We start from the raw sequence: 11,328 nt of genomic DNA on the forward strand, positions 1-11,328 counted from the left end.
AGGAGAACCCCGTGATGCCTCGAATGCTCATCGTGACCGCCGCCCTCGCCCTCGGCCTGCTCGCCGGCTGCACCACCTACACCTGGGAGGACGGCCGCCGGGAGACCGTGTGGGGCGTGCCCGCCGAGGACGAGACCACCACCCGCCAGGAGCGCGAGACCCAGGGCGTGCGCTACCGCGTGCCGGGCGAGCTACCGGAGTGAGGAAACGACGCGAAAGACCGGGGAGAGACAGGAAGCGGCACTTAATACGCGGCTAACCATGAGCAGGCATGCTGAGCGCACACTCCCCGACGACGTGACTCGCCATGAATCTCCTCGACCAGAGCGTGGCCCTCGGACCGCTGGGCCTGAGCCTGGGACAGCTGCTGATCGCTTTCTCCCTGGTAGTCGCCCTCGTGACCGGACAACTGCTGGGACGACGCCAGCGCCTGCGCATCGGCGACAGCCTGTCGACGCTCGCCCTGGTGATGCTCACCGGCGCGCGGCTGGTCTTCGTGGCGCGCTACCTCGAGGACTATGCCGGCCCGCTCCAGATGCTCGACATCCGCGACGGGGGCTTCGATGCGATCGGCGCCCTGGTAGCCGGCGGCGCCTATGCGGGGTGGCGCCTGTGGCGGCATCCCGAGCAGCGCAAGGCCCTCGGCGGGGCCCTGGCCGCGGGGCTGCTGACCTGGGGCGTAAGCGCCGGCAGCCTTGGCCTGATGGCCGCACAGAGCCGCCCGATGCCCGATACCGAGCTCATCACCCTGAGCGGTGAATCCCTCGTCCTGCCGACGCTGCAGGCCGCCGAGGAGCGGCCCATGGTGGTCAACCTCTGGGCGACCTGGTGCCCGCCCTGCCGCCGCGAGATGCCGGTGCTCGCCGACGCTCAAGAGGCGACCCCGGAGATCACCTTCGTGTTTCTCGATCAGGGAGAGGACCCGGCGCAGGTCCAGCGCTTCCTGGAGCACCAGTCGCTGGACCTCGATCACCTGCTGATCGACCCAGAGCTGGCGTTCGGCGAACGAGTCGGGGCCAGGGTCATGCCGACCACCCTCTTCTACGACGCCGACGGCCAGCTGCTCGACACCCACTTCGGCGAGCTCTCCCGGGCCACCCTCAACCGCGCCCTGGACGAGCTTTACTAGGCGCCTTGGGCGTCGAGCCGGCGAAAGACCAGGCTCAGGTTGTTGGCGGGCATCTCCACCACCCGCTCGAGCAGGAGCTCGCGCGCCGCGGCCGCCTCGACGACCGCTTGCAGGTCGCGGATGCCGAAACGCGGGTCGCGCTCACGCAGGTCGGCATCGAAGGCGGCGTTGCTGGGTGCCGTGTGCTGGCCGTCGCGCTTGAAGGGGCCGTAGAGGAAGAGCACGCCGCCCGCGGGCAGTCGTCGTCCGGCGCAGTCGAGCAGCGCCTCGCCGACCGCCCAGGGCGCGATATGCAGCAGGTTGATGGCCACGACGGCATCGACGGGCTCGTCCGGGCAGAGCGCGGTCACGTCCAGCGCCAGGGGCGGGAGCAGGTTGGCCAGGCCTGCATGTGCGCGCCAGGCCGCGATCGAGCGGCGCGCATGGGGGTTGGGGTCGCTGGGCTGCCAGCGCCAGCCCGGCATCGCGCCGGCGAAGTGCACGGCATGCTCGCCACTGCCGCTGGCCACCTCCAGCACCCGAGCGCGCTCTGGCAGCACCGCCTTCAGCACCTCGAGGACCGGCTGGCGATTGCGCGCCGCGGCGGGGCTCTGGAGTCGCTCATCGTTCATGCCATTCTCCTGATCGCGCGGTGGCGACTCGGCTGATCACTTCTTGCCCCGCGCCTTGCGCGCCGCGTTGCCGGGCTTCTGGCGCTGGCCGGCCCCGCGAGACGGCTGCCCCGACCCCTTGGCCTTGACCTTGCGACCGCCCGGCGCGGGCTTGCCGCCCTTGGCCTGGCGGGGAGGCGCCTTGCCGGCGGCGGCCTTGGCTCCCTTGGCCGGCTTGGCGCCCTTGGCAGGGGCGCCCCGCCTGGTCGACGCCCCGGCCTTGGCCGCGCCGGCCTTGGCCGCCCCGGCGCGCCTGGCGCCCTTGCCCGGGCTCGCCGGCGTCGCCTTGGCGCCGCCTTGCCTGCTCGAGGTCCTGGTCTTGGCCTTGTTCCTGGCCTTGGCCGGCGTCTGGGCCTGGGACGAGGAGTGCTCGGTCTGGGCCAGGATCGTGGCCACCTCGTCGTGCGTCAGGTCGCGCCAGTCCCCCAGTGCCAGCCCCTTGAGCGAGACGTTCATGATGCGGATGCGTTCGAGCTTGACCACCTCATAGCCGAACACCTCGCACATGCGCCGGATCTGGCGGTTCAACCCCTGCACCAGGGTGATGTTGAAGACGAAGCGCGACTCCTTGACCACCCGGCAGGGCTTGGTGGTCTCGCCGAGGATCCGCACGCCGCCGCTCATCCCGGCGAGGAAGTCATCGGTGATGGGCTTGTTGACGGTGACAAGGTACTCCTTCTCGTGGTGGTTGCTCGCACGAAGGATGCGGTTGACCAGATCGCCGTTGTTGGTCAGGAAGATCAGGCCCTGGGAGTCCTTGTCCAGGCGGCCGATGGGGAAGATGCGCGCGCCATGCTTGACGTAGTCGACGATGTTGGCCTTCTCGCTGGACTCCGTGGTGCTGACGATCCCGACCGGCTTGTTCAGGGCGATGAATACCAGGTCCTCTTCCTCCAGGGGCTCGACCACCTGGCCGTTGACCTTCACCACGCTGCCCGGGAAGACCTGGTCGCCGGTGGTGGCGCGACGGCCGTCGATGGTGACGTTGCCCTGCTCGATATAGCGGTCCGCATCCCGTCGGGAGCACATGCCGCTCTCGCGGATGTACTTGTTGATGCGCTTCGAGAGGTCTTGGGCCATGGGATCACTACCGGGCTGCTGGAGGAAAGGGAGAAGGCCGTGAAGGCACGACCGCTGGCCGGGCAGTGTAAGGGCTGCCCCGCCCGGCGGCCAGTCGCAGGCCCGTCGGGCCAGCGCTTTCGAGGCGCATGGCGATCAGCCGAGGCCGCAGCAGGCCTTGAACTTGCGCCCGCTGCCACACGGGCAGGCATCGTTGCGACCGGGCTTGAACCGGGTCACCGTGGGTTCGCCGTCGAGGTAGACCCAGCGCTGCTCGTCGCCCATGCGCTCGCGCACGAAGCGGGAACGCTCCTCCAGCACGCCCCAGCGCCGCCCTTCCTGGAAGGTGGCACGAAAGTGCACCTGGCCGCGGTCGTCCTGCGCGTCGTGATCGAGGATCTCCAGGCGCCGCCAGCGGGTGGCATCGTCGCCCGTCAGGTTCGAAGGCCGGGTGCTCGAATGCCAGGTCCCGAGCAGGTAGTCGGTGAGGTCGAAGGCGAAGGCGCTGTAGCGCGAGCGCATCAGCGCCTCGGGGCTCGGCGCCGGCTCGCCCCGGTGATAGCGACCGCAGCACTCGGACAGCGGGCGATCGCTGCCGCAGGGGCAGGCCGGGTCGGCGGGCGTGGCGGAGGTCATGGCGGTTCTCCCGGGAAATGACGCCATTGTGCCAGCTCGACCGTGCCGGCTCGACTGCGCCATCGCGAGGGAAGTGTAGAGACAAGCTCGAAGACTTGTCCCCGGTCACCGCACTGCAGCATGGCGTATGGTAAACCTGCTCGGGGTAGAGTCCCCGGATACGGACACGAGGAGATCGGGATGCCACACCATGCGCCCTCCCAGGATCGCTCCTGGCATGCCCTGTCGCCCGAGGTGGCGCTGACGGCGCTCGACGCCACCCCGGAGGGGCTCTCGGAACACGAGGCCCGCGCGCGCCTGGGACGACACGGCCCCAACCGGCTCCAGCAGGGCCAGGGCCGGCCCGCCTGGCGACGCCTGCTGGCGCAGTTCAACAACCTGCTTATGCTGATCCTGCTGGTCGCCGCGGCGGCGAGCCTCGCCCTCGGCCATGCGCTCGACGCCATCGCCATCGCGGGGGTGGTGCTGATCATCGCGCTGATCGGCTTCCTCCAGGAGGGCAAGGCCGAGCAGGCGCTGGAGCGCATCCGCGACATGCTCTCGCCCCGCGCCCAGGTGCTGCGCGACGGGCGGCGCCACGAGGTCGACGCCGAGGCGCTGGTGCCCGGCGACATCGTGCTGCTGGAGAGCGGCGACCGGGTGTCCGCCGACCTGCGCCTGCTCGAGGCCAGGCGGCTGCGCCACGAGGAGGCGGCGCTGACCGGGGAGTCGACCCCCGTGGACAAGGCGATCGACGCGGTAAGCGAAGAGAGCGAGCTGGCCGAGCGCGGCTCGATGGCCTATGCGGGCACCCTGGTGGTCCAGGGCAGCGCCCGGGGGCTGGTGGTGGCGACCGGCGAGCGCACCGAGATCGGTCGCATCTCCGAGCTGCTGCGCGGGGTCGAGACGCTACGTACGCCGCTGCTGCGCCAGCTCGACCGGGCCGGCCGCGTGCTGGGGCTGGTCATCACGGTGATGGCGGTGCTGACCGCGGCCTTCGGGGTGCTGGTGCACGACGAGGCGCTCGGCGAGATGTTCATGGCCGCCGTGGGGCTGGCCGTGGCCGCGATCCCGGAGGGCATGCCGGCGATCGTCACCATCGGCCTGGCGCTGGGGGTGCAGGCGATGGCACGACAGCGCGCCATCATCCGTCGCCTGCCCGCGGTGGAGACCCTGGGCTCGATCTCCACCATCTTCTCCGACAAGACCGGCACCCTGACCCGCAACGAGATGACCGCCCGGGCGATCTGGCTGCCCGACGGCGAGATCCGCCTCACCGGCAGCGGCTTCGCCCCCGAGGGGACGCTGCACGAGGTGCACGAGGGCGAGGCGCTCGTCGCGCCCCTCGACCTCGCCGACCACCCTGCCCTGCGCCACTTCCTCGAGGTCGGGGTGCTCTGCAACGACGCCGAGATCGCCCGGGACGAGGGCCGCTGGCACATCCACGGCGATCCCACCGAGGGCGCCCTGGTGGTGGCCGCCGCCAAGGCCGGCCTCGTGGCCGGCGAACTGCGCGGCGACCATGATCGCCATGACGCCATCCCCTTCGAGTCCGAGCGCCAGTACATGGCCACCCTCCACGCGGTGGACGGCGAGCCGTGGCTACTGGTCAAGGGCGCCCCGGACCGCCTGCTGGCGCGCTGCCACCGGGTGCGCACCGCCACCGGCGACGCCGCGCTCGATCTCGAGGCCTGGCAGGCGCGACTCCACGCGCTGTCGGCCCAGGGGCTTCGCGTGCTGGCGCTGGCCGAGAAGCCGGCCGATGAGATCGATGCGCTGGCCGACGAGCATGCCGAGGATGGCCTGGTGCTGCTCGGCCTGGTCGGGCTGCAGGACCCGCCCCGGGACGAGGCCGTGGCCGCGGTGAGGGACTGCCTCACCGCCGGCATCCGCCCGGTGATGGTCACCGGCGATCATGCCGTCACCGCCCAGGCGATCGCCCGCCAGCTCGGCTTCCTGCACACCGACCGGGCGCTCTCCGGACGGGAGATCGAGGCGATGTCCGACGCCGAGCTCGAGGAGGTCATCCTCGAGGTCGACGTCTACGCCCGCGCCTCACCGGAGCACAAGCTGCGCCTGGTCACCGCCATGCAGGCCCAAGGCGGCGTCTGCGCCATGACCGGCGACGGCGTCAACGACGGCCCGGCGCTCAAGCGCGCCGACGTGGGGGTGGCCATGGGCGTGCAGGGCACCGAGGCGGCCAAGGAGGCCGCCGAGATGGTGCTGGCCGACGACAACTTCGCCACCATCGTCGGCGCCATCCGCGAGGGGCGTAAGGTCTACGACAACATCCGCAAGACCATCACCTTCCTGCTGCCCACCAACGGCGCCCAGGGGCTCGCCATCCTGATCGCCGTACTGGCCGGCAGCGTATTGCCGGTCACGCCGTTGCAGGCGCTGTGGGTCAACATGGTGGTCGCGGTGACCCTGGGGCTGGCACTGGCCTTCGAGCCCGGCGAGCGCGACCTGATGCGCCGACGCCCCCGCGACCCGGACGCCCCGCTGCTCGACCTCTTCCTGCTGTGGCGGGTGGTGTTCGTCTCGATCCTGCTGCTGCTCGGCGTGTTCGGGATCTTCTCGTGGCTCTTCAATGGCCAGGGCGAAAGTCTCGCGCTGGCCCGCGCCGCGGCCGTCAACATGCTAGTCACCGGCTGCGCGGCCTACCTGATCAACAGCCGCTTCCTGCACCGCAGCAGCCTCTCCGTCGAGGGGCTCTTCGGCAGCCGCCCGGTGTGGATCGCCATCGCCCTGGGGATGCTCCTGCAGCTCGGCTGGACCTACCTGCCGATCATGCAGCGGGTGTTCGGCAGCGCCGCCCTGGGGCTTTCGCAGTGGCTGGCGATCCTCGCCATCGCCGTGGCGATCTTCCTCGCGGTAGAGATGGAGAAGGGAGTGCGGCGCCGCCTGCATCGCCGGGGCGACGCCAGTGGCGATCGCGGCGGCGCCTCGGCCCGCAAAGACGCACGAAACGACGAGCGCGCCGAGGCACGCTGAGGCGCATGTGCCGTGCTCAGCCGCGCCGCTTGGTGCGGGCGGTCGCCTCGGCGGCGAGCGGATCCTCCGGCCAGGGGTGCTTGGGATAGCGGCCGCGCATCTCGCGGCGCACCTCCGGGTAGCCGTTGGCCCAGAAACTCGCCAGGTCGGCGGTGACCTGCAGCGGCCGCCGCGCCGGCGAGAGCAGGTGCAGGAGCACCGGCTCGCGGCCGTCGGCCACCCGCGGCGAGCCCTGCCAGCCGAAGCACTCCTGCAGCTTGACCGCGAGCACCGGCGGCTTTCCCGCAAGGCACGGCGTGTAGTCCAGCCGGTGGTGGGCGCCGCTCGGCACCGCCAGGCGCGGCGGCGCCAACTCATCGAGGCGCGCGCGCAGCGACCAGGCCAGGGAATCGAGCAGGATGCGCGCCAGCGGCAGCTTCTCCACCGCGTCGAGGCGGGTCACGCCGTCGAGGTAGGGCCCGAGCCACGCTTCCAGGGACTCGAGCAGGGCCGGCATCGACCAGTCCGGCCACGCACCCTCCTCGTCGCTGACACCGTCCTCGTCATCATGGGCATTGAGAGTCCGGCGCAGCAGCGCCACCCGCCCGCGCAGCTGCTCGGCCTCCTCATCGAAGGGCAGCCGTTCGCGCCGCCGCAGGGCCGCCAGCAGGGCCGCCTTCACCGCCTCCGGCGGCAGCGTCTGGAGCGGCCGGCGCTCGAGCACCAGGGCATCGAGCCCGCGCACCTGCTCGCCGAGCATCCGCCCCTGGGCGTCGGACCACTCGAGGCTCGCCCGCCACTCGCGGGTCTCGGGATAGAGCGCCTCGAGGCGCTCGGGCGCCAGCGCCACGGCGCGGAAGATCCGCGCGCCGCTCGCCTCGCCGTCGAGCTCGGCGGCCACCAGCAGCGGCGCATGGGCCAGCGGGTGCGCCTCGGGCAGGGTCGCCAGCGTCCCGCCCGCCAGGCGAAAGCGACCGGGCTCGAGGCGCTGCCCGATGCGCTCCGGGTAGGCCAGCGCCAGCAGCTCCCCCAGCGGCGCCAGCCGGGTCGTGCCCTCTCCCGCCGTGGGCAGCTCGACGCCGGCGATCCGCGCCAGGCGTTTCGCCTCCTGCTGCCACTGACGATGTGCCTTCAGTGCGGCCAGCCGCGCGGCGAGGGCCCGCTCCAGGTCGCGCTCCTGATCGAGATCGCGACCCTCCAGGGCGGCCACCAGGGCGCAGGCGAGCGGCCGGGCCTCGAGCTCGGCCGCGCGCTCCAGCATCACCGCCAGGCGCGGATGGGTGGGCCAGCGCACACAGGCGCGGCCCAGCGCGGTGAGATGACAGGCGTCGTCCAGCACGCCGAGGCGCGTCAGCAGCGCGCGTCCGGCCGCGAGTGCCCCGGCGGGCGGCGGCGTCACCCAGGAAAGCTCACCCGGGTCGGTGATGCCCCAGCGCGCCAGCTCGAAGGCCAGTGGCGAGAGATCCGCCTGGCGGATCTCCGGCTCGCCGTGGGGAATCAACGGCTGCTCCTCGGCCCATAGCCGCAGGCAGCGGCCCGGGCCCTGGCGGCCGGCGCGGCCGCGGCGCTGGTCGGCGCTGGCGCGGTTGACGCGACGCGTCTCGAGCCGGGTCAGCCCGGTGCGCGGCTGGAAGACCGGCACCCGCTCCTGGCCGGCGTCGACCACCAGGCGCACGCCGTCCACGGTGACGCTCGACTCGGCGATGGCGGTGGCGAGCACCACCCGCCGCCGGCCCTCGGGATCCGGGCGCAGGGCGCGCCGCTGGGCCTCCAGCGGCAGGCGGCCGTGCAGCTCCATGATGGCGAGATCCGGCGCGCGAGCCGTGAGCTCCCGGGCCAGGCGGCGGATCTCGCCCACCCCGGGCAGGATCACCAGGGCATCGCCCGGTCCCTCTTCATCCGGGAGCTTCTCGTCCAGCGCCTCGTCCAGTGACTCGAGGACCGCCGCGGCCTGCTGGCGGGCGGCGTCCTCGCGCGGTCGCAGCGGGCGATGGCGCGTCGTGACGGGGAAGCTGCGCCCCGGGCAGTCGATCACCGGCGTGGCCTCGCCGAGCACCCCCAGCAGGGCATCGACATCGAGCGTCGCCGACATCACCAGGAGGCGCAGGTCGTCACGCAGCCCCTGCTGGGCGTCCAGGGTCAGGGCGAGCCCCAGGTCGGCCTCCAGGCTGCGCTCATGGAACTCGTCGAAGATCACCCCCGCCACCCCCTCGAGCATGGGGTCCTCCTGGAGCATGCGGGTCAGCACGCCCTGGGTGACCACCTCGAGCCGCGTGCTCGGCCCCACCCGGCTCTCGCCACGCATGCGATAGCCCACCGTCTCGCCGACCCGCTCACCCAGCGACTCGGCCATGAAGCCGGCCGCCAGCCGCGCCGCCACCCGCCGCGGCTCCAGCAGCAGGAGCCGCCCGTCACGACACCAGGGCGCATCGAGGAGTGCGAGCGGCACCCGGGTGGTCTTGCCGGCGCCGGGCTCGGCGACCAGCAGCGCCCGTGAATGAGCCGCCAGGGCGGCCTGGATCTCGTCCAGGCGCGCGTCGATGGGCAGGGAGGCCGTTGAAGGATCGTCAACGCTGTTCATGCATTCACTCTGGTTGGTCGCCCCCGCCCAGCGGCCTCAGGGCTCGCAAGGACGGCAGGGGTCGTTGAAGGTCGCGTCGCGCGGCCGGATTGCCGGCGAACTCATCCGGCACTAGCCTTGACTCTCGCGACTTGACCGATAGGTCAGGAAATGTCAGTTTCGGTTTTCCGTACACAACAACAATAGGTTTTGGTATGCAACAGACCTCCACCTCCCACGCCGACGGGCACCCCCGCTCGGCATCGTCTCCCGGCGCCGGATTGCCGGTGCTCGACCGCTGGTTCGGCGTCAGTCGGCGCGGTTCGACGCTGAAGACCGAGATCCTGGCCGGCATCGCCACCTTCCTGGCCGGGATGTACATCATCGTGGTCAATCCGGCCGTGCTCTCGGATGCCGGCATCCCCTTCTCCGCGGCGCTCTCGGCCACGGTGCTGATCAGCTTCATGAGCAGCCTGGCCATGGGGCTCTATGCCCGTAACCCCATCCTGGTGGCGCCGGGCATGGGCATGAACGCGCTCTTCACCTATACCCTGGTGCTGGGCGCGGGCCTCTCCTGGGAAGTGGCGCTGGGCTGCGTCTTCTGGTCCGGGGTGATGTTCGCGGTGCTGGCGATGTTCAACGTGCGCCGCGCGATCATCGAGGCCATCCCGCTGTCGCTGCGCTACGCCATCACCTGCGGCATCGGGCTCTTCATCACCTTCATCGGGTTGCAGAACGCCGGCTTCATCGTCGGCAGCGACGCGACCCTGGTCACCCTGGGCAACATGGACGCGAGCCTGGCGACCTTCTTCCTCGGCCTGGTGGCCACCGGGGTGTTCGTGATCCTGCGCTTCAACGGCGCGCTGATCATGGGCATCGCCCTGACCACCCTGATGGCCGCGCCGATGGGCCGGGTATGGGGCGACGAGGTGATGGTCGCCTGGAACGGTCTGGCCGCCTGGCCCGACTTCGGCGCCGTGATGCAGGTCGATATCCTCGGCGCCCTGAAGGTCGCCTACCTGCCGTTCATCTTCGTGATGCTGTTCACCAACTTCTTCGATGCGCTCTCCTGCTTCATGGCGCTGTCGGAGTCGGCGAACCTGAAGGACGAGGACGGCAACCCGCGCAACCTCAAGCGCTCGATGACGGTGGATGCCTTCGCCTCGATGATCGCCGCGCCGCTCGGGACCAGCGCCGCCCAGACCTTCATCGAGTCCGGCGCCGGGGTGGCCCAGGGCGGACGCACGGGCCTCGTGGCCGTGGTCATCGCCCTGCTCTTCCTGCCCTTCCTGTTCCTGTCGCCGCTGCTGTCGCTGGTGCCCGGCATCGCCACCGCGCCGGCCCTGGTGCTGGTCGGGCTGTTCATGATGGCGCCCATCGCCAAGATCGACTGGGCCCACTTCGATCAGGCGCTGCCGGCCTTCCTGGCGATCATCCTGATGCCGCTGACCTACTCGATCACCCTCGGCATCGCCTTCGGCTTCATGAGCTTCGTGCTGATCAAGGCGCTGACCGGACGGATCGGCGAGATCAAGCCGGCGATGTGGATCTCCGCCGCGCTCTCGGTGCTGATGCTGCTCACCGCCCAGTGAGGGAGACCGGGTCCTCGCCGCGGGCTGCGGGGTGCTTCACCCCGCAGCCCTTGATCACCACCCGGGTCAGGAAGTCGGTGATCTGCTCCAGGTCATCGTCGTCGAGGGACTCGCGGCCGGTGATGCCCAGCACCTGGGCCTCGAAGTCGGCGTAGTGCTGGGTAGAGGACCAGATCAGGAAGATCAGCCAGACCGGGTCGACCGGATCCATCAGCCCCCGTTCGGCCCACTCACGAAAAACCGCCGCGCGGCTCTGCACCCAGTCGCGCAGCTCGCCGCTCAAGTATTCCTGCAGGAAGGGTGCCCCGCCGAGGATCTCGCTGGCGAACAGCCGCGACCCCTCGGGATGACGCCGCGACAGCTGCATCTTGGAACGAATGAAGGCGGAGAGCACCTCGGCCGGGTCGTCCTCCGCGGAGATGTCGTCGAGCATCACGTTCCAGCGCTCCATCATCCGCTCGAGCAGACGGACGTAGAGCGTGCGCTTGCTGCCCATGTAATAGAGGACATTGGACTTCGGCAGGCCGGCCGCCTCGGCGATCGCCTGGAGGCTCGCCCCCCGGTAGCCGTGTCGGGCGAAGACTCGCTCCGCGGCCGCCAGGATCGCCTGTTCGTTGCGTCGGCGGATGGCGCCGCCTTCCTGTTCGCTGGGGTGTTCTGCCTTGGCCATGGGCCCTCGCTGCTGTCGACCGGGACGTTCCGGCCATGAGCTTGCCTGAGAGGCGCCCCACTAGGCAATTCGCGCCGCGT

The 11,328-nt window shown here is 71.0% G+C and carries 9 protein-coding genes; 4 read left to right on the forward strand and 5 right to left on the reverse strand.

Going from position 1 to position 11,328, the window contains the following annotated elements:
* The first annotated feature begins 14 nt into the window (after positions 1–14).
* Both ACGTNG_RS14675 and ACGTNG_RS14680 read left to right on the forward strand, forming a co-directional pair.
* Entirely contained in the window at positions 15–203 is a 189-nt protein-coding gene (locus ACGTNG_RS14675; protein WP_394797269.1) for a hypothetical protein, read from the forward strand.
* A gap of 104 nt (positions 204–307) precedes the next feature.
* Positions 308–1,129, forward strand: coding sequence for a prolipoprotein diacylglyceryl transferase family protein (locus ACGTNG_RS14680; protein WP_394797270.1), 822 nt, complete (start codon positions 308–310; stop codon positions 1,127–1,129).
* Here ACGTNG_RS14680 and ACGTNG_RS14685 read toward each other — a convergent pair.
* The 3 genes from ACGTNG_RS14685 to ACGTNG_RS14695 all read right to left on the reverse strand — a co-directional run bounded on the left by ACGTNG_RS14685 (position 1,126) and on the right by ACGTNG_RS14695 (position 3,474).
* On the reverse strand, positions 1,126–1,740 hold the full coding sequence (locus ACGTNG_RS14685; protein WP_394797271.1) for a DUF938 domain-containing protein: 615 nt from the start codon (positions 1,738–1,740) through the stop codon (positions 1,126–1,128). The genes ACGTNG_RS14680 and ACGTNG_RS14685 overlap by 4 nt on opposite strands.
* Before the next feature lie 36 nt (positions 1,741–1,776).
* Positions 1,777–2,859, reverse strand: a complete 1,083-nt coding sequence (gene rluF / locus ACGTNG_RS14690; protein ID WP_394797272.1) for a 23S rRNA pseudouridine(2604) synthase RluF — start codon at positions 2,857–2,859, stop codon at positions 1,777–1,779.
* Between the two features lie 135 nt (positions 2,860–2,994).
* Complete coding sequence (locus ACGTNG_RS14695) at positions 2,995–3,474, reverse strand: YchJ family protein (RefSeq protein ID WP_394797273.1); 480 nt, start codon at positions 3,472–3,474, stop codon at positions 2,995–2,997.
* 180 nt (positions 3,475–3,654) lie between these two features.
* Here ACGTNG_RS14695 and ACGTNG_RS14700 point away from each other — a divergent pair, with 180 nt between their 5' ends.
* Positions 3,655–6,447 (forward strand): HAD-IC family P-type ATPase, encoded by a 2,793-nt coding sequence (locus ACGTNG_RS14700; RefSeq protein WP_394797274.1) that lies wholly within the window; start codon positions 3,655–3,657, stop codon positions 6,445–6,447.
* Positions 6,448–6,463: 16 nt separating this feature from the next.
* Here ACGTNG_RS14700 and hrpB read toward each other — a convergent pair whose 3' ends face one another.
* The gene (hrpB, locus tag ACGTNG_RS14705) at positions 6,464–9,007 is read right to left on the reverse strand and encodes an ATP-dependent helicase HrpB (RefSeq protein WP_394797275.1); all 2,544 of its coding nucleotides are present in this window, start codon (positions 9,005–9,007) and stop codon (positions 6,464–6,466) included.
* A gap of 194 nt (positions 9,008–9,201) precedes the next feature.
* Here hrpB and ACGTNG_RS14710 point away from each other — a divergent pair, with 194 nt between their 5' ends.
* Positions 9,202–10,578, forward strand: a complete 1,377-nt coding sequence (locus ACGTNG_RS14710) for an NCS2 family permease (protein ID WP_394797276.1) — start codon at positions 9,202–9,204, stop codon at positions 10,576–10,578.
* Here ACGTNG_RS14710 and ACGTNG_RS14715 read toward each other — a convergent pair.
* Positions 10,565–11,248, reverse strand: a complete 684-nt coding sequence (locus ACGTNG_RS14715) for a TetR/AcrR family transcriptional regulator (RefSeq protein WP_394797277.1) — start codon at positions 11,246–11,248, stop codon at positions 10,565–10,567. The genes ACGTNG_RS14710 and ACGTNG_RS14715 overlap by 14 nt on opposite strands.
* Positions 11,249–11,328 lie beyond the last annotated feature (80 nt).

Source organism: Halomonas sp. B23F22_3 (assembly GCF_043496965.1).
Lineage (GTDB): Bacteria > Pseudomonadota > Gammaproteobacteria > Pseudomonadales > Halomonadaceae > Halomonas.

Coding starts and splice junctions, on each gene's coding strand:
- ACGTNG_RS14680 (WP_394797270.1), top strand. CDS start 308: ATGAATCTCCTCGACCAGAGCGTGGCCCTCGGACCGCTGGGCCTGAGC.
- ACGTNG_RS14685 (WP_394797271.1), bottom strand. CDS start 1,740: ATGAACGATGAGCGACTCCAGAGCCCCGCCGCGGCGCGCAATCGCCAG.
- ACGTNG_RS14700 (WP_394797274.1), top strand. CDS start 3,655: ATGCCACACCATGCGCCCTCCCAGGATCGCTCCTGGCATGCCCTGTCG.
- ACGTNG_RS14675 (WP_394797269.1), top strand. CDS start 15: ATGCCTCGAATGCTCATCGTGACCGCCGCCCTCGCCCTCGGCCTGCTC.
- rluF (WP_394797272.1), bottom strand. CDS start 2,859: ATGGCCCAAGACCTCTCGAAGCGCATCAACAAGTACATCCGCGAGAGC.
- ACGTNG_RS14695 (WP_394797273.1), bottom strand. CDS start 3,474: ATGACCTCCGCCACGCCCGCCGACCCGGCCTGCCCCTGCGGCAGCGAT.
- ACGTNG_RS14715 (WP_394797277.1), bottom strand. CDS start 11,248: ATGGCCAAGGCAGAACACCCCAGCGAACAGGAAGGCGGCGCCATCCGC.
- hrpB (WP_394797275.1), bottom strand. CDS start 9,007: ATGAACAGCGTTGACGATCCTTCAACGGCCTCCCTGCCCATCGACGCG.
- ACGTNG_RS14710 (WP_394797276.1), top strand. CDS start 9,202: ATGCAACAGACCTCCACCTCCCACGCCGACGGGCACCCCCGCTCGGCA.